Source organism: Hypericibacter terrae, from assembly GCF_008728855.1.
GTDB classification, from domain to species: Bacteria; Pseudomonadota; Alphaproteobacteria; order Dongiales; family Dongiaceae; genus Hypericibacter; species Hypericibacter terrae.
The window spans coordinates 5,596,413-5,614,835 of the sequence record NZ_CP042906.1; the positions used below are offsets into that span (position 1 = coordinate 5,596,413).

The 18,423-nt window shown below is 65.6% G+C and carries 15 protein-coding genes; 9 read left to right on the forward strand and 6 right to left on the reverse strand.

Annotated features, from left to right (window positions below; all coding sequences use genetic code 11):
- Positions 1–18: 18 nt before the first annotated feature.
- On the reverse strand, positions 19–1,794 hold the full coding sequence (locus FRZ44_RS25630) for a hypothetical protein (protein WP_151179855.1): 1,776 nt from the start codon (positions 1,792–1,794) through the stop codon (positions 19–21).
- A 178-nt stretch (positions 1,795–1,972) separates the two neighbouring features.
- Positions 1,973–2,851: a UbiA family prenyltransferase gene (locus FRZ44_RS25635; protein WP_151179856.1), complete on the reverse strand. Its 879-nt coding sequence runs from the start codon at positions 2,849–2,851 to the stop codon at positions 1,973–1,975.
- Between the two features lie 276 nt (positions 2,852–3,127).
- Between FRZ44_RS25635 and gshB the strand changes: the two genes are divergently transcribed.
- Positions 3,128–4,093 carry a glutathione synthase gene (gene gshB / locus FRZ44_RS25640; protein WP_151179857.1) on the forward strand — a complete coding sequence of 322 codons (966 nt, stop codon included), beginning with the start codon at positions 3,128–3,130 and terminating at the stop codon, positions 4,091–4,093.
- A gap of 9 nt (positions 4,094–4,102) precedes the next feature.
- Here gshB and FRZ44_RS25645 read toward each other — a convergent pair whose 3' ends face one another.
- A complete protein-coding gene (locus FRZ44_RS25645; protein WP_151179858.1) occupies positions 4,103–5,014 on the reverse strand; it encodes a DMT family transporter in 912 nt (303 codons plus the stop codon).
- Between the two features lie 225 nt (positions 5,015–5,239).
- On the opposite strand from FRZ44_RS25645, the gene FRZ44_RS25650 reads away from it, so the two are divergent.
- From FRZ44_RS25650 to FRZ44_RS25675, 6 genes are all read left to right on the forward strand, one after another.
- Positions 5,240–6,328, forward strand: a complete 1,089-nt coding sequence (locus tag FRZ44_RS25650) for an ABC transporter ATP-binding protein (protein WP_263641902.1) — start codon at positions 5,240–5,242, stop codon at positions 6,326–6,328.
- A gap of 14 nt (positions 6,329–6,342) precedes the next feature.
- Positions 6,343–7,302, forward strand: a complete 960-nt coding sequence (locus FRZ44_RS25655; RefSeq protein ID WP_151179859.1) for an ABC transporter permease — start codon at positions 6,343–6,345, stop codon at positions 7,300–7,302.
- A complete protein-coding gene (locus FRZ44_RS25660; protein ID WP_225308449.1) occupies positions 7,295–8,146 on the forward strand; it encodes an ABC transporter permease in 852 nt (283 codons plus the stop codon). The genes FRZ44_RS25655 and FRZ44_RS25660 overlap by 8 nt, the downstream gene beginning before the upstream one ends.
- Positions 8,147–8,188: 42 nt before the next feature.
- On the forward strand, positions 8,189–9,394 hold the full coding sequence (locus tag FRZ44_RS25665) for an extracellular solute-binding protein (protein WP_151179860.1): 1,206 nt from the start codon (positions 8,189–8,191) through the stop codon (positions 9,392–9,394).
- A gap of 220 nt (positions 9,395–9,614) precedes the next feature.
- Positions 9,615–10,640 (forward strand): histone deacetylase family protein, encoded by a 1,026-nt coding sequence (locus FRZ44_RS25670; protein WP_151179861.1) that lies wholly within the window; start codon positions 9,615–9,617, stop codon positions 10,638–10,640.
- A 97-nt stretch (positions 10,641–10,737) separates the two neighbouring features.
- Complete coding sequence (locus tag FRZ44_RS25675; protein ID WP_151179862.1) at positions 10,738–11,778, forward strand: histone deacetylase family protein; 1,041 nt, start codon at positions 10,738–10,740, stop codon at positions 11,776–11,778.
- A gap of 4 nt (positions 11,779–11,782) precedes the next feature.
- On the opposite strand, the gene FRZ44_RS25680 is transcribed toward FRZ44_RS25675, so the two are convergent.
- Together FRZ44_RS25680 and FRZ44_RS25685 are read right to left on the reverse strand one after the other, a co-directional pair.
- Positions 11,783–12,529, reverse strand: coding sequence for a hypothetical protein (locus tag FRZ44_RS25680; protein ID WP_151179863.1), 747 nt, complete (start codon positions 12,527–12,529; stop codon positions 11,783–11,785).
- A complete protein-coding gene (locus FRZ44_RS25685; RefSeq protein ID WP_191908301.1) occupies positions 12,530–14,227 on the reverse strand; it encodes a tetratricopeptide repeat protein in 1,698 nt (565 codons plus the stop codon). It lies immediately after the preceding gene.
- A 286-nt stretch (positions 14,228–14,513) separates the two neighbouring features.
- On the opposite strand from FRZ44_RS25685, the gene FRZ44_RS25690 reads away from it, so the two are divergent.
- Positions 14,514–16,031, forward strand: coding sequence for a YifB family Mg chelatase-like AAA ATPase (locus FRZ44_RS25690; protein WP_225308736.1), 1,518 nt, complete (start codon positions 14,514–14,516; stop codon positions 16,029–16,031).
- A 194-nt stretch (positions 16,032–16,225) separates the two neighbouring features.
- Positions 16,226–17,590, forward strand: coding sequence for a RidA family protein (locus FRZ44_RS25695; RefSeq protein ID WP_151179866.1), 1,365 nt, complete (start codon positions 16,226–16,228; stop codon positions 17,588–17,590).
- A 221-nt stretch (positions 17,591–17,811) separates the two neighbouring features.
- Here the strand turns inward: FRZ44_RS25695 and FRZ44_RS25700 are convergent, their stop codons facing one another.
- Positions 17,812–18,321, reverse strand: a complete 510-nt coding sequence (locus FRZ44_RS25700) for an OsmC family protein (protein ID WP_151179867.1) — start codon at positions 18,319–18,321, stop codon at positions 17,812–17,814.
- Positions 18,322–18,423 lie beyond the last annotated feature (102 nt).

Here is an 18,423-nt window from a genome sequence, read left to right on the forward strand (position 1 = left end):
CCGCGAACCCCGCGGCGCTTATCCGCCCGGGCGCGGCTCGAGGGCCTCGATGCTGATCTCGTAACTCTGCCGCCAGAACAGCTCGGACCCTCTGCCCGCTATCCGAAAGCTCTTCACCTGCTTGCCGGCCAGGGACGCCCGATCCTCGTACAAGGCGGCGAACTCCTCGATGGTTTCGACGACCGGAGAGATCACGAAGCCCGTTTCCGTCATTCCCGGAACCAGGCGATATCGCTGTGTTTCGCCGTTCGCGAGCTCGGCGACGATCCAGAGGGATGGGTTCCTGAACAGCGCCGACGCAAGATTGCCGAGCAGGGTCTTGTGGAACCGAATTTTCATGAAAAGCGGGGTCGGGGAATCGGGAAGGCCGACCTCCTCGTTGAAGCGATGGACGCCTTCTTCGACCGGCCGCATCGCCGGCGCCGAGACGTCGCTCCTTCGCCGCAGATAGAGATAGCCGCCGGCCGACTGGTCCAGGCGGTAGTCGTCGAGCAGCACCGGCCAGCTCGAGCCGTCCTCGAGCGAGGGGAAGCGGGTGTCGATCGTCTCGATCCGGAAGATCACATTGTCGGGGCCCCGTTCGAGAAGATAGTCCCGATCCGCGTCGGCAAGCGCCGGCGTATAGGCGGCGTGCGATTGCAGATTGGGTCGCGGCGCCCATTTGTTTCCGGACGCGATCAGCGCGGTCTGACCGAAGGAATAGATATCGACCGTGCCCTCCAGCGGCAGGATCTTCGTCTCCGAACGGATCTCTTCCAGGCGGGCGACATAAGCCGCTTTCAGATCCCCTCCGGAGATTTCCCGCGCGATGCCCTTCGCCGCGCGGATGTAGGGGTCGGTGATCCGGGAGGTCGACGGGTCGATATAGTGAAAAACGATGAAGCCCGCGCCCGCGAGGGCCGCCAGGACGACCGCGGCAACGGCCCGGTTGGCCGGGACGGCGAATTTCAGCAGAGTGGCCGCAATCACGAGGCCGGCCGCGGCGTTCATCGCATGCCTGTCATGTCTCACGAATCCCGACTTGAGCGAGACAAAGAAAAAGATGCCGCAAGAGAAGAACAGCAGGAGGCGGGAAGGCAGGGACCGTCGGGGCGGCAGCAGGATCGCGAGCATCATCAGCGATGCCGCGAGCACATAGACGACGATCTCGCTGACCGGCCCGCGGTTGGACATCGCGTCGCTGTACCCGAATATGACGGAAGACCCGCTTGCGAAATAGTCGGGCAGGCCTTGAAGCGGCTGGCCGGCCAGGAGCCAGCTTGCGACGAGCGTGGCGACCGGCACGGCCACGCTGCAGGCCGCCAGCCCGCGCCGACCGTTCAGCCACAGGAATGCGAACTGGGCGGGAATCAGCGTGGCCGTGAAGAGAAGCAGGTTGAGCTTTGTCAGCGGCAGCAGACCGAGCGGCGCAAACAGGATCGCCAGGAAGAGCGATTTTTGCCAGCCTTCTTCCCGAGGAGCCTCGGCGCAGTGACCGACGAGGACGATTGACAAGATCAGGCCATAGGCACCGAGCAATTCGACCCTGGCGCCCGGGACCGCCAGGATCGCCAGCAGCAAGGCGCAGGTCCACAAAGCACCCGTCCCGCGGGATATCGCCTGGATGGCGGCGAAAAGAAAAGCGGCGAAGAAGAAGGCGACGGCGACGGCCCTGAGATATGTCGCCGGATGATACTGACCCGTGATGAGCGCCGCGTAGGGACCGCAGGTAAAGATGACATCGCGGCCGAACACGAGCCCGTCCTCGACGGCCTGGTTGAGGCTCATCTGCCATGACGGATCGAGCGCGGCCACCGGCATCGACGGCTGAAACGGGACAAGCAGGACAATGAGTACGCTTGCGGCCAATAAGGAGGCGAGAATCCGGGCCCGTCTCATGGTGCTCCTGGGTTGGCTTACCTAGGCAGCCGCTCCGCCAGGTCAGGACGAGCCCGGCCCCTGGCGAAGCGCCGCGTCTCGGCGAAGGAAAGGGTCACAAGGCCAGGCAGAACGCCCCCGCGGTGGTGAGGCCCAGCCCCAGGCTCGTGAGGTCGGTCAGCGCGAAGATCACGGGGTCGGTGCGGAACTCGCCGCGTTGCGCGAGGAGCCAAATCCGCATCAGCCAGGCGGTCAGCGCGAGCGGAACGATATAGAGCCAGGTGCGATCGCTGTAGTAGCCGGACGGCATCGCATCGTTGGCGAGATAGAGCAGCATGATGACGATCGACGCCATGCCGCTGCTGATGCCAAAGGCCAGCGTCAGGGGCCAGTCCTCGCGATGGTAGCCGCGGTTGGCGATGTTCCTTTCCCGGTCGGCCGCGCCGATGAGCTCGGCATGGCGCTTCGCGAAAGCGGATGACAGGAAGAAACAGAGAGAGAACGATTGCAGCCAGGGCGAAGGCTCCAGGCTGATGACCAAGGTGCCCATCAGGATGCGGAGCGAGAACAGGATGGCGATGGCGAGGACATCGATCAGCGGCAACCGCCGCAGCAGGGTCGAATATAAGAGCGTCAAGGCCAGATAGGCGATCAGGCCGAGCAGGAACGGCACGGAGAGATAGAAGGCGGCCGCGAGCGCAACCAGGCCCATGACACTGGCGATGGCGTAGCCGGTGGTGACGGAGATCTGCCCGCTCGCGAGCGGGCGGCGATGCTTGGTCGGGTGCCGGCGGTCCGCCTCGCGGTCGAGGATGTCGTTGACGACATAGTTGGCCGAGGCAGCCAGGCACAGGATCACGAAGGCGGCGACGGCCGTGGCGATCTTGTCGGTATCGCCATAGGCATGTCCGACGACCAGGGGAATGAAGATCAGAAGGTTCTTCGACCACTGGTGCCAGCGAAGAGCCCGAGCCCAGGTTCCTATCCACTGCATTCTAAGAGGCCCCGGAATCCGAATGCCTTCGCCGGCGGCGACTGGCGTAAAACGCCCGCCCGGTCGTCAAGAATATCCCCAACGGCGGGATCGCTTCCCTGCGCCACAATTTGCAGGATAATTGTCGCGGCGAACAGGCCATTCGGAACGGAACGCCGGCCTCCGCCATTTCCGCCAACGGTTCCCCCCGGGGTGACAGGTGAAGACGCGGCAACTGGCGCGACGCGGGCACGCCGGCTTATAGTCGCAGGCCCCAAGACAGAGGTATCGCCGGTCATGAGCCTTGCCGTCGCCATCCAGATGGATCCGGTCGAGAGCATCAATATCGATGCCGACAGCACATTCGTCCTCGGCCTCGAAGCGCAAAAACGGGGGCATGCTCTGTTTCATTACGGGCCGCGCCAATTGTTCCTGCGCGACGGCCGCGTCTATGCCCGCGCCCGGCCGATGCAGCTCCGGCGCGAGCGCGGCAATCATTTCACGATGGGCGCCGAGCAGACGCTCGATCTGGCGACGCTCGACATCGTGCTGATGCGCCAGGACCCGCCCTTCGACATGGCCTATATCACCGCCACGCATCTGCTGGAGCATATCCATCCGGCGACGCTGGTGGTGAACGATCCGGTCCATGTGCGCAACGCGCCCGAGAAGCTCTTCGTCACGCATTTCCCGGGCCTGATGCCGCCGACTCTGATCACCTCCGATCGCGCCGAGGTGCTCGACTTCCGCAAGGAGCATGGCGACATCATCATCAAGCCGCTGTTCGGCAATGGCGGGTCGGGCGTGTTCCATCTGGTTCCGGCCGACGAGAACCTGAATGCGCTGCTGGAGCTCTTCACCCAGCTCTATCGCGAGCCGGTGATCGTGCAGCGCTACCTTCCCGAGGTACGCGAGGGCGACAAGCGCATCATCCTGGTCGACGGCGAGCCGATGGGGGCCGTCATGCGCGTGCCGGCGGCAGGCGAAGCGCGCTCCAATCTCCATGTCGGCGGCAAGGCGATAAAGACCAAGATGAGCCACCGCGAGCGCGAGATCTGCGAGGCGATCGGGCCGGCGCTCAAATCGCGCGGGCTGGTGTTCGTCGGGATCGACGTCATCGGCCATCATCTGACCGAGATCAACGTCACCTCGCCGACCGGCATCCAGGAGATCAACCGTTTCGACGGCGTGCAGATCGAAGCCAAGATCTGGGACGCGATCGAGCAACGCTACGCCGAAGGCGGCAAACGCCGGCCGACCTGAGGGCGGTCGTCAGCCCGAGGCCAGCGCGGCACGACGCTGGCGCCCGACCATCGCCTCGCGATGGACGATATAGATGCCGCTGGCGACGACGATCACGGCCCCGGTGACGAGCCAAAAATCCGGCAGGTCGCCCCAGACCAGATAGCCGAGGGTCATGGCGAAGACCAAACCCAGATAATCGAAGGGCGCGATGATCGCGACCGCGGTCCGGCGGAAGGCCGCGGTCATGGTGAATTGCGCGACCCCGCCGATGAGGCCGATCCCCACCAGGAGCGGCATCTCCGGCCAGGTCGGCATGACCGCGTCGAAGGGCAGCGTGGCGGCGCCGACGATGGTGGCGAAGAGCGTGAAATAGAACACGATGGCGGTGCTGCTCTCGCTGCGGCTCAGACGGCGGACCTGGGTCATGGCGAGCGCGTAGCAGAGGGCCGCTGTGATCGCGACCAGGGCCGCGGGCTGAAACACGCCGCTGCCGGGGCGCATCATGACCAGCACGCCGACGAATCCCACGACGACCGCGCTCCAGCGGCGCGGGCCGACCTTCTCGCCCAGGAGCGGGACCGAGAGGGCCGTCATGAAGAGCGGGCCCGACGAGGCCAGCGAAACCGCCTCGCCCAGCGGCAACAAGGCGTAGCTCAGGAAGAAGCAGGCCATCGACAGGATGCCGACGCCGCCGCGAACCAGATGAGACAGGATGTTGCGGGTGCGGATGGCGGCCCATCCGCCGGACCGGGAGACCACGATCAGGACCGGCAGGAAGGCGAAGAAGTTCCGCACGAAGACGATTTCGCCGATCGGAAACCGCTCGGAGGCGAGCTTCACCAGCATGTCCATGGTGGTGAAGAGCAGCACCGAGAGCACCATCAGCCCGATCCCGCTCAAGGCCGAGGGGCGGGCGGCGGCCGTGGCGGGCAGGGACATCGGTGGCTTTCCGGAAGGGGCGGCGGGCAGGGACGGCCGCACTCTAACCCGACCGCAGGAATGAGGGACCGATGATTTGGAACCGGTCTCTTATTGGGCTTAATCCAATATGTCGATGCCCTTGTTTTAACGGCGTTCGTTTGGTTTTCCCCTTGGCGCGGCCAGGGTTTTTGCCTAGCTTCGCGATCAGCGATTTTCCGACCAGGTCAGGCCAAAGGGGGTGCCGTGGCGCGACAGGTAGCGGTCGAAGCCAAGGGCGCGACCAAGATTTTCGGTACGGGGGAAGAGGCCGTTCACGCCCTCGACAACGTTTCCGTGGCCATCCGCGAGAACGAGTTCTTCACCTTGCTGGGCCCCTCGGGCTGCGGCAAGACCACGCTGCTGCGCCTGATCGCCGGCTTCGAGCTGCCGAGCGCGGGCGACATCCTGCTCGCCGGGGAATCGGTCGTCCATCTGCCGCCCTATCAGCGCCCCGTCAACACGGTGTTCCAGTCCTACGCGCTGTTCCCGCATATGACCGTGGCGCAGAACATCGCCTTCGGTCTCGAGATGCGCGGCATCTCCAAGGCCGAGACGGCGGCGCGGGTCGAGGAGATGCTGGCGCTGGTCCGGCTGGGCAAGCTCGGCGGCCGCAAGCCCTCGCAGCTCTCCGGCGGCCAGCAGCAGCGCGTGGCGCTCGCCCGGGCGCTCGCCAACCATCCCAAGCTGCTGCTGCTCGACGAGCCGCTCTCCGCGCTCGACCTCAAACTGCGCAAGGAGATGCAGATCGAGCTCAAGCGCATCCAGCTCGACACCGGCATCACCTTCATCTTCGTTACCCACGACCAGGAAGAAGCCCTGACCATGTCGGACCGCATCGCGGTCATGAGCCATGGCAAAATCCTGCAGATCGGCACGCCGACCGAGATCTATGAGCATCCGACCAGCCGCTTCGTCGCCGACTTCATCGGCGAGACCAACCTGATCGACGTGGCGCTGGGCGCGAGGTCGAACGGTCAGATGGGGCTCAAGTTGCCGGGCGGCCGTGAGATCGCCGTGCCGCTGCCGCAGGGCGTCGCGCTGGGCGACAAGGGCACGGTCGCGATCCGGCCCGAGCGCACGTCGCTCACCAGGGATGCCGACCGGCAGCTCGCCGGCAAGATCGAGAACATCGTCTATTTCGGCACCGACACGAGCTACTTCGTCACGCTCGCCGACGGCAAGACGTTCCATGTCCGGGTGCAGAATCGCGAAGGGGCCCGCATGGGCTTCGACAAGGGCGAGGAGGTCGGCATCCGCTTCGCGACCGACGCCGCCCAGCTCCTGCGCGATTGAGGCGTCGGGCGCTCATGGCGAGTATCGACGCGACCGCAACCCCGACCAGCAGCGACAAGCTGGCCCAGACCCGAGCCGAGGTAAAGCGGCGCGAGACGCTGAAGCGCGCCGGGCTGCTGTCGCCGGCGATGCTGATCATCGTCGTCTTCGGGATCCTGCCGCTGTTCATCGTCCTGTTCTATTCCTTCCTCGAGGCCGGCGCCTATGGCGGCGTCGAATGGAAGTTCTCGGTCGATGCCTATGTGACCTTCCTCTTCAACCGCGACCTGTTCGATCCCACGATCCTGCATTTCTCGCCATCCTATCTGCAGATCTTCGCGCGTTCCTTCATCGTCGCCGGCGTCGCCACGGCCATCTGCCTGCTGGTCGGATTCCCGGCCGCCTATTTCATGGCGACGCGCCCGCCCAAGACGCGCAATCTCTGGCTCTTCCTGGTGACGCTGCCCTTCTGGACCAACCTCCTGGTGCGCAGCTTCGCGATGATGCTGATCATCCGCGACCAGGGGCTGATCAACGGCTTCCTGATGTGGACCGGGATCATCCAGCAGCCGATCGTGATGCTCTACACGCCCTTCGCCGTGGCGCTGGGCCTGCTCTACGCCTTCCTGCCCTTCATGGTGCTGCCGCTCTATGCCAGCCTCGAGAAGATCGACTTCCGGCTGGTCGAGGCCGGGTTCGATCTCTATGCGACGCGCGGTCAGGTGCTGTGGCGGATCATCATCCCGCTGGCCAGGCCCGGCATCATCGCCGGCTGCATCCTGGTCTTCATCCCCGGTCTCGGCGCTTACATCACGCCGGCGCTCCTGGGCGGCGGGCGCGACCTGATGATCGGCAATCTGATCGCCCAGCAGTTCGGCACCGGCCGCAACTGGCCCTTCGGATCGGCCATGGCGCTGATCCTGATGGCCGTGGTGCTGGTCTTCCTGATGATCTATGCGAGCGTCACCGGCCGCCAGAAGGTGCGCCATGGCTGACGTCACCGCACCCGCTCCCTTCGTCGCCACCCGCCGCCAGCGGCGGATGCTCGACATGACCTATCAGCCGGGCTTCCGCGCGATCGCCTATTTCTGCCTCTTCATGCTCTATGCGCCGATCCTGGTGCTGGTGGTCTATTCCTTCAACGCCAACCGCTCGGTCACGATCTGGACCGGGTTCAGCATCGACTGGTTCATCAAGGTCGTGAACAACGACCAGATCAAGAATGCGGCGCTGACCTCGTTCAAGATCGCCGTGGTCGCCACCATCGGCGCCACCATCGCCGCCACCGCGGCCGCCCTCGCCACCACGCGCACCACGCCCTATCGGGGGCTGGCCAGCGTCTATGTCGTCATCAACCTGCCCTTGATGGTGCCGGAGATCGTGACGGCGGTCGCGACCCTATCCTTCTTCGCCATGGGGCGCACGCTCCTGGGGATCGACCTGGGCCTCGCCAATCTGATGCTGGCCCATATGGTCTTCTGCATCCCCTTCGCCTATCTGCCGATCCGCGCCCGGCTCGAGGATATGGACCGGACCCTGGAACAGGCGGCGGCCGACCTCTATGCCAGCCCCTGGCACGCCTTCCGGCGGGTGACCCTGCCGCTGCTGACGCCCGGCATCATCGCCGGCGCGATGCTGGCCTTCATCACCTCGATCGACGACGTCACCATCACCACCCTCGTGGCGGGTCCCGGCCAGACCACGCTGCCGATCTACATTTTCGGCCAGATCAGACGCGGCATAACGCCTGAAACCAATGCGGTTTCGACGATTATGCTGGTGGTTTCCGTACTATTGGTTAGCTTGTTCTTCTTCCTCGCGCAGAGGCGGAAGAAGTAACTCCGGCCTTCGACCGGATCGTTTGAGAGAAAGGAACTATCTATGAGGAATCGCCTTTTCGGCGGCCTGGTTGGCGTGGCGGTCGCCTTTGCGGCGCTGACGCTGGCCGGTTGCGACGAGAAGAAGGAAGAGCAGGCATCTAGCTCGACCTCGACCACCGACAGCACCGCCAGTAGCTCCTCGACCGCGTCGACCACCACCGCGACGACGGACACGAGTGCGAGCTCCTCGAGCACGACGAGCACGCCGACCACCACCACCCAGGAAACGGCGGCGGCGCCCGAGGGCGGCGAGCTCCATATCTACAATTGGGGCAATTACACCAACCCCGACCTGATCAAGAAGTTCGAGGACACCTACAAGGTCAAGGTCACCCTCGACGACTACGATTCGAACGAGGTGATGCTGGCCAAGATCAAGGGCGGCGCCACGGGCTACGACATCGTCGTGCCGTCCGACTACATGGTCGCGGTCATGATCAAGGAAGGCCTCCTCGAGGAGACCAAGCCCAATACGATGGAGAACTTCAAGAATGTCGATCCGCGCTGGGTCGACGTCTATTGGGACAAGGGCCGCAACTACACGGTTCCCTGGCAGTGGGGAACGACCGCCTTCACGGTTAACACCGATGTCTATAAGGGCGACGTCAACACCTACAAGCTGCTCTTCGACCCGCCGCCGGAGCTGCAGGGCCGCATCAACATGCTCGATGACATGAACGAGGTCATCAATGCAGGGTTGCGCTATCTGAACCTGCCCCGCTGCAACAAGAACCCGGAAGACCTGAAGAAGCTCACCGAGCTGCTGATGGGTTCGAAGAAGTACTGGCGCACCTTCGACTATGCGACGATCGAGAAGCTGACCTCGAAGGACGTCGACCTGTCGCAGCAGTGGAACGGCGCGTCCTTGCGCGTCCGCACCCAGATGCCCTCGATGGTCTATGCCTATCCGAAGGAAGGCCTGACCGGCTGGATGGACAATGTCGCCGTGCTCAAGGGCGCGCCCGACTTGGAGAACGCGAAGAAGTTCCAGAACTTCGTGATGGATCCGGAAAACGCCGCCCTCATCTCCAACTTCGCGAACTATGCCAACGGCATCGTCGGCAGCGAGAAATTCATGAAGAAGGAAATGGCGGATGCGCCGGAGATCATCATGCCGGCGAGCGCGCCGGCGCCGGAGTTCCTGCCGCCTTGCGACGACGACACGGTCAAGCTGTACAACGCGATCTGGACCGAGCTGAAGAAGTAGGCCCCGGACCCCGGTTTCGGCCGGGTGCCAGGGAATCGAACGAGGCCGGGTGGCATCTGCCGCCCGGCCTTTTCTTTGCCCGGCTCTTCGCCCGCGACCGGCCGAAACCGGGGCTTGCGGAACGGGTCCGCGCTGCCGAATGTTCTCCCATTGCGCCCGGGTCCGGCCGGGGGCATTAAGAAGCCCGACCCTCGAGACCCATCCCAGGAATTCCACCCGAATGAAGACCATTTTCACCGAAGATCACCGGCTGCAGGACGGCAAGGCCGAGCTCATCGACGGCAAGCTGATGCCCTGTTTCGAGATGCCGCGCCGGGCCGAGATCGTGATCGCGCGCGTGCGCGACCAGAAGCTGGGCGAGGTGGCGGCGCCGGAGAAGTTCGGCACCGACCCGATCCTGCGCGTCCACAAGCCCGACTTCGTGCGTTTCATCGAGACCGCCTGGGGCGAGTGGGTGCAGCAGCATGGCAGCTACGACGCGCTGCCGCTCAACTGGATCGCCCCGGGCATGCGCCGGATCCTGCCCGAGACCATCGACGGCAAGCTCTCCTATTACTCCTTCGATGCCGGCACGCCGATCACCGCCGGCACCTGGCGCGCGGCGGTCGCCGCGACCGAGGTGGCGATGACCGGCATGAAGCTGGTGAAGGGCGGCGAGCGCGGCGCCTTCGCGCTCTGCCGTCCGCCCGGCCATCATGCGGGCTCCGACTATTACGGCGGCTATTGCTTCTTCAACAATGCCGCCATCGCGGCCCAGGGCTTCCGCGACGGCGGGGCGGCGCGGGTGGCGGTGCTCGATGTCGATTATCACCATGGCAACGGCACGCAGGAGATCTTCTACAAGCGCGAGGACGTGCTGACGATCTCGATCCATGCCGATCCGAAGCAGGAATTCCCGTTCTTCCTCGGCCATGCCGACGAGCGCGGCGAGGGCAGGGGCGAGGGCTTCCATCTCAACCTGCCGCTGCCCTGGGGCATCGGCTGGGCCGAATATGGCACGGCGCTCGACACCGCCATGCGCCGGCTGACCGAGTTCGCGCCCGACGCCATCGTGGTCTCGCTCGGCGTCGACACCTTCGAGAAGGATCCGATCTCGAAATTCAAGCTGAAGCATGAGGACTATATCCGCATCGGCGAGGCCGTCGCCGCCGCCGGCAAGCCGACGCTCTTCGTCATGGAAGGCGGTTATGCGGTCGAGGAGCTCGGCGTCAACGCCGTGAACGTCCTGCAGGGCTTCGAGTCGTAGTTGTCCGCCCGCGAACGGCCGCGTTGGTTTGTTTTCCGCTTGCGGACGACTGCCCCGCCAACCCCGTCCGCAAGCGTAAGGTAAGGATCGTCCATCTATGATCACGATCGCCAGCGAGGATCACCGGCTGCATGCGCCGAAGGGCGAGTTCTCGTTCGGCGAGTTCGTGCCGCCTTACGAAAATCCGCGCCGGGTCGACAGCATCCTCGCCCGCATCGCCGAGACGCGACTGGGGCCGGTGCGCCCGCCCGAGCGCTTCGGCGCCGACCTGATCCGCAGGGTGCATAACGCGCCCCTGCTGGGTTTCCTCGAGACCGCCTGGACGCAATGGCAGGCGCAGTTCGGGCCCGACGCACCGCCGGCCCTGCCCTTGAGCTGGCCGGTCGGCGGGATGCGGGCCATCGAGCCCGAGGGCATCACCGGCAAGTTCGCCTTTTTCGCGCTCGACGCCTCGACCGCGATCACGCCGACCTCCTGGGCCGCGGTGCGCTCGGCGGTCGACGTGGCCTTGAGCGCGCAGAAGCTCGTGGCCGGGGGCGAGCGCGCGGCCTTCGCGCTCTGCCGTCCGCCCGGCCATCACGCGACGCCCGACAATTACGGCGGCTATTGCTTCGTCAACAACGCCGCGGTCGCGGCCGAGGCCTTCCGCCAGGCGGGTGCCGCACGGGTCGCGGTGCTCGATGTCGACTACCATCATGGCAACGGCACGCAGGCGATCTTCTATCGCCGTCCCGACGTGATGTTCGCCTCGCTCCATGCCTCGCCCGAGACGACCTATCCTTATTTCAGCGGCTATGCCGATGAGATCGGCGAGGGCCCGGGCGAGGGTTTCAACGCGAACTATCCGCTGCGGCACGGCACCGCCTGGAACGCCTATGGCGCGGCGCTCGATCACGCGCTCGCGCGGATCGAAGGCTATGGTCCCGATGCGCTGGTGATCTCGCTCGGCGTCGATACCTTCGAGAAGGACCCGATCTCGCATCTGAAGCTGCGCAGCGAGGATTACATCCGCATCGGCGAGGCGATCGCGCGCCTGAAGCGTCCGACCCTGTTCGTGATGGAGGGCGGCTACGCGATCGAGGAGCTCGGCCTCAACACCGTCAATCTGCTGCAGGGCTTCGAAGCAAAGGTTGGCTGATGGCTCATCCGGCGCTGCCGGTCCAGAGCCAGACGCGCAAGGGACCCAGCGCGCGGAAGCCCGCCTCGAGCGCCAGCGCCAGATCCTCGTCGCGCTCATACCCGACGACCGGAAGTCCGGGAGCGCGCGCCTGGGCCTCGCGGCGGCATTCATTCCAGACCGAGGCACGCGCCGTTTCCGGCCCGAACAGATTCGACAGCCCGATCGCGCCGGCCGACAGGTTCAGCACAGCGCCGGCCACGATCTCCTCGCCGAGACGGCCCGCCAAGATCGCGATCGTGGAATCCTGCAGCAACGCCGGCTGGAAGATCGCGGCCGAGCCCGCCGAGAGATCGCGCCGCCAGGCCGTCTCCCAGGCCACGAGATCGTCGGGACGCTCGACCCGGTGCCAGCGGATCGAAAGATCCTCCGCCGGCGGGGAAACTTCGTCGGGCGGCAGCCCGATCCAGCTCGCCTCGAACAGGCAGTCGAACCCCTGCGCCGTCAGATCGAGGGCCGCGAAGCTGTCCTTGACCGCCCAGGGCAAGGGCGGGCCGTTCTCGAGCAGCGCCGCCACGCGCTCGCGCTGCGCCGCCTGGCCCTCGGCGGTCAGGGTGATCAGGTTGGGATAGAACAGCGGCAGCTTGCCGTCGCTGAACCAGAGCTCAGGCAGAAATCTCCCGCCGGCGCCGTGGCTGCGCGCGACCGCATCGCACCAGTCCGCATTGTTGCGCGCCGCCTGCGCAATCGAGATGTCGCTTTCCCTGGCCATTCAATCGGGCCGGCCGATGGGCTTGGCGCCGCGTCCCTGCGCCAGCCAGTCCGCCAGCGCCAGCTCGAGCCGGGCGAAGACACCGTCCCAGTCGCCGACCGAGGTCTGCCGGAACAGCCGCAGGTCCGGATACCAGCTCGACCGCTCCGGATCGAAATGCCACATCCAGCCGGCGCGATGGGGCAGCAGCACCCAGCCCTCGGCCCCCAGGGCGCCCGCCAGATGCGCGACCGCCGTGTCGATGGTGATGACGAGATCGAGCCGCGCGATCGCCGCCGCGGTGTCGGCGAAGTCGCGCACCAGCGGCGCCAGATCGACGATGCGGCCCTGCCCCTCGCGCGCGATGTCGGCCGCGGCCGGCCCGATCTGGAGGCTGAAAAAGGAGAGATCGAAACGCTGCGCGAGCCGGACGAAACGATCGAGCGTCGTGCTGCGATGGGGATCGGGATGGCGGTTGCCGACCCAGACGATGCCGATGCGGGGATAGAGCGCCGACTGCAGCTCGTTCCAGGGCGCGTCGGCATCGGGCGCCTTGAGATAGGGGATCGGGCCCGGCAGATCCTTCGCCTGGATGCCCAGCGCCAGGCCCAGATCGAGCAGCGGGTAGTGCGCGCCATAGGGCGGCAGGGTCGCCGCAAAATCGGCAACCTCACTTAAGCCCGGCAGCCCGGCCAGCAGACGCAGCAGCGGCGCCTGGCAGGCCAGGATGAGATGCGGCGTGAGCCGGGCGACGGCCGGCAAATAGCGCGCGAACTGGATCACATTGCCATAGCCCTGCTCGCCCCAGATCAAGAGCGGCTTGCCGGTGGGCTTGCCGTCCCAGAGCGGGCCCGGCGGCGGCGGCACCCGTTGCGGGCGCTCGAAGCGGCGCGCATAGCGCTGCCACCCCTCGGGCCAGCGCTGCAGCCGCATCAGCGAATGCGCCAGGTTCCAGGTGAGTGACGGATGGTTGGGAGCGGCCACGGCCGCGCGCTCCAGCAGCGTCACCGCCTCGGCCTCGCGCGCGGGATCGCGGGCCGCGAGCACGGCCGCAAGGGTCAGCGAGGATTCGGGCACCTGCGGCGCGATCGCCAGCAGCCGGCGCGCCAAGGTCTCGGCTTCGGCCAGCGCGCCCTGCCGGCGCAGCAGCATCGCCAGATTGTTGAGCAGGGCCGGATGCTGCGGCGCCAGCGCCACGGCTGCACGCAGCGTCTGCTCCGCCTGCGCCAGATGTTCCGCCTCTTCCACCGGGTCGAGTTCGGCCCAGGCGATCTCGATCTCGGCCCGCGCGCGCAAGGCCGCCAGCCGCTCCGGTGGCGGCGTCGCCGCGCTCACATCTTCGAGCAGCGCCCGTGCGCGACGAAACTCGGCCTTGGCCGCGAGCAGCCGCGCCAGTTCGAGGCGCACCGGGACCGAGCCGGGCTCGAGCGAATGCGCCAGCTCGAGCGGCGCCAGGGCCGCGGCGCCATCGCCTTCGGCGAGGAATATGCGCGCCAGCATGAAATGCGTCGCGGCGTCGGCCTCGGGGCTGGCGATGAGCTCGACCAGCAGCGCCTTGGCTTCGGCGAAGGCGCGCCGTTCCAGCAGCAGCAGGGCCAGGTTATGGCGCGCCGAGCGCAGCTCGATGCCGGCCGCGATCGCCTGCCGGTAGAGCGCCTCGGCGGAAGCGGCCTGGCCGGCCTGATGCGCCCGAAGGGCTTGCTTGAAATAAGTGGTCATGAAGGAGGAAGCCGCTTCGGGACATCGGTCGGACGGTCGGCCCATCTTCCCCAACCCGGCCGGCTTGGCAATGGCGGCTTGACAGGGAACAATCTATGAACGAGTATCGATATTATAAATACTAATATAGGTTGTAGATGTCCGGGCATTGGAAGCTGCGACATTCGAAGCAGCGGCATCGGGGGGAGCGGCGATGGATGGCGCGGTGACGGCAGCCCCGGAGACCGGCCGCGCGCGACCGGCGGGATGGGGCGGGACGCTCAAGCCCGGCGGACGGATTGCCAGCGTGGCGTTCCATGGCATCGAGGTGCTGGGGGTCGATGTGCAGGTGCAGACCGCGAGCGGCCTCCCCGTCTTCGCCGTGGTCGGATTGCCGGACAAGGCGGTGGGCGAAAGCCGCGAGCGGGTGCGCGCCGCCCTGGCGTCGCTGGGCCTGGCACTGCCGCCCAAGCGCATCATCGTCAATCTGGCGCCGGCCGATCTCAACAAGGAAGGCAGTCATTTCGATCTGCCGATCGCGCTGGCGCTGCTGGCGACCATGGGCGTGCTGCCGGGCGCCGAGCTCAACCGCTATGCGGCCCTGGGCGAGCTGGGCCTCGACGGGCGGATCGCCGCCGTGGCGGGCGTGCTGCCGGCCGCCATCAGCGCCGCGCAGATGGGGCTGGGGCTCATCTGTCCCGCCGAGCAGGGCGGCGAGGCCGCCTGGGCCGGCGAGATCGAGGTGGTGGCGGCGCCGAGCCTCCTCGCCCTGATCAATCATTTTCGCGGCAGCCAGGTCTTGCGCCCGCCCGAGCCCAAGATCGCACTGCAGGAGGGTGCTGCCCTCGATCTCGCCGACATCAAGGGACAGGAGAGCGCCAAGCGCGCGCTCGAGATCGCCGCGGTCGGATCTCACAACCTGCTGATGATCGGCCCGCCGGGTTCGGGCAAATCGATGCTGGCGCAGCGCCTGCCCGGCATTCTGCCGCCGCTCGAGCCGGCCGAGGCGCTCGAGGTCAGCATGATCCATTCGGTCGCGGGCAGTCTCGCCGGCGGCCGCCTGCTGCGCCGCCGGCCATTCCGCGACCCTCATCATTCGGCGACGCTGGCCGCCCTCACCGGCGGCGGCCCGCGCGCCAAGCCCGGCGAGGTCTCGCTCGCCCATCTGGGCGTGCTGTTCCTGGACGAGTTGCCGGAGTTCCCGCGTAGCGCGCTCGAATCGCTGCGCCAGCCGCTGGAAAGCGGCCGCGTCACGGTCGCGCGGGCCGCGGCCCACGTCACCTATCCCGCGCGCTTCCAGCTCATCGCCGCGATGAATCCCTGCCGCTGCGGCCATCTTGGCGATATGACCCGCGGCTGCGGCCGCCAGCCCCGCTGCGGCCAGGATTACCAGGCGAAGCTGTCGGGTCCGCTGCTCGATCGCCTTGACCTCGCGATCGAGGTGCCCGCGGTCAGCGCCAGCGACCTGACCCTGCCGCCCTCGGCCGAGCGGAGCGCCGATGTCGCGGCCCGCGTCGCCACCGCGCGGGCGTTCCACCATGAGCGCGTCAAGCGCCTGGTCGACGGCACCGCCTCACCGACGTCCTCGGCGCCGCGCTGCAATGCCGAGCTCGACGGCCGCTGGCTCGAGGAGCTGGCCGCCCCCGACAGCGAAGGCCGCCGGCTTCTCGGCAACGCGGTCGAGCGCTTCCGCCTCTCGGCGCGGGGTTATCATCGAATTCTGAAATTGGCCCGCAGCCTCGCCGACCTCGAGGCCGAGCCGCAGATCCGCCGCGTCCATATCGCCGAGGCGCTGTCCTACCGGCAGCTTCAGGCGGGGCCTTAGTGCAATCAAGACCTGACTGTTCCCCATCGGCTTCGGCCTTGCGGTTACGCGTCAGGGCTGCTATTTAAATCGCGGCTCCTGGACAGGAGCCGGAATAGAAACCTGGACTGGTTTCGGATTGGCATTATCGCGGGAGCTGCGCTGCCGCACGTTCATCCCATCCGGGATCGGTCCTCTCACTTTTGGAGGACCAAATGAAAAAATCGCTGACCGTCAAGATCAATCAATGCAGCGAGCAGGTCGTGGGGCCTGTTCGGAAGCTCTATGGCTTGCTGCCGGCAAAATCAGTCGTCCAACTGCTGGACACCGACGACCTCGCGGCAAATCCCCGCTCCGCAAAGAAGGGGTCTGTGACCGCTGACATCGAAGACAGCCTCAGATTATCTGTCGAGCTGTTTCCCGCGAAGACAAAAGGGATCTTGCTGGCATCCTCGTCATACAGGGCCCTTGACCGCGACCGCTACCAGCTTAGCTTCCTCGATCCCGAGACTGAGGGCATCCTCGACGGCGGTCACAACGCACTTGCGGCGGGTAGGCACATCCTCCGCGAGGCTGGGGCTACGGAGCGTGAACTCAATCGCGTGAAGGATTGGGAAGCGTTTAGGAAGGCTTGGACCGAGAACAGAAACGCAATTGGGGAAATTGTCGATTTGCTGGATTTCGAGATGCCAGTCGAAATCCAGGTCCCGGCTGAAATGCAAGATGAGAGCGTTGTAGAGACGTTCCGAAGTTCGCTCCTTGAGATCGGGGCAGCCAGGAACAATAACGTCCAATTGAGCGAAGAAACCAAGGCAAACAAGAAGGGCTTTTACGACGTCCTCAAGAAGGAACTGCCGAGCTCCCTGGCCGAAGCAGTTGAATGGAAGACCAACGACGGCGGCCGCATCAAGGTTCGAGACGTCATCGCCCTCTGCTGGATTGGTCTATCAAAGCTGGAGTTGCCTGGTGGTCTGCGTGTCAACCCGAACCAGATTTATCGCAACAAAGCCGTGTGTGTTGCTGCGTTCAATAAGCTGTTGGAGCACGCGGATGTTTCAACGCCGTCAGAGGGAGGGTATACAGTCGGCATTCATAATGAGGCCGTCAAAAGCGCCATGAAAGTCGCTGGCGTCTTTCCCGAGCTCTATGACATTCTGTATGAGGAAATCCCGTCGGCATACAATAAAGCTGGCGGCAGCTTCGGGAAGATCTCCGCGGTGAGGATCTACGACCCTGAGAAGGCTGCCGAGAAGAATCCCAAATACCTACGAGCCGAACCAACCACGCCCTTCTTCCAGCGTCCGGTGAGCTACACATGTCCAGACGGCTTCATCGTGCCCCTGTTGTACGGCCTGCGGGCACTGCTGGATGTCGATAAGGACGGGTTGCTGGTCTGGAAGACGAATCCCCAGGCGTTCTTGAGTAGGTTCCTAGTCGAAATCATGAAGAACTATCGGTTCGTGTTCGAGATGGCGGTGTGGGATCCTCAGAAGGTGGGCAAAAACATCAGCGCCTACGAGTTTGCGGAGAGCGCCATCGCCGCCATTTATAGCGTTAACCGGGCCAAATCGGCCGCGTAACAGCGCTCGCTCATCATTGACATGGGCCGCTCGCAAGGGCGGCCCATTGCTCTTGTAGATCGACCGGATTGGTCTGATTAAGCCAGCACGCTGCGACGTCACGAAGACAAGTACGGCGTGGGCCGCAGGCGCTCGTCGGAGGCGCTCTCTATTTCGGTACATGGCGCCGCTAGCGCGTCGCTGTCGGGTTAGAAGGAGCCCGGGAATCACCGCGGCCGAGATCATGCAAAATTCAGCTCGGTCGTAATCTCGATCTTCGAAGCCAGCGTGCGGTGGACCGGGCATTTGTTGGCGATCTCGAGGAGCCGCGCGCGCTGGCTGTCGTCGAGCGCGCCGATCAGCTCGATGCGGCAGTCGATCTGGTCGATGCCGACATCCTTGTCGGCGCAGTCGCGGCAATCCTCGCCATAGCGCTTCGCATGGCTGAGCCGCACCACGGTCCGCTCCAGCGGCCAATGCTTGCGCGAGGCATAGAGCCGCAAGGTCATCGAGGTGCAGGCGCCGAGCGCCATCAGCAACAGGTCGTAGGGTCCGGGCCCCGCATCGGCGCCGCCATCGGCCACCGGCTCGTCGGCGAGCGCGATATGGCGGCCGCTGAACAGCAGCTGCTCGAACCTCCCGCGGCCGCTGTCGGTGACGATGACGCGATCCGGCCGGGTCTCGGCTTCGGTCTGGAGTGCCAGGCGATCGTGGTCATTGAGCAGCGGGGCGTGGGTCGGGGCGGGGCTCATGGCGGATCCTCCGAGACGGAGAGCAGCTCGACGGAGAATTCTCGCATGAGGAGGCGCGGGCGGCTGGTAGGAATCGCGCGCATCCTCGGTTGTCCTGCCATC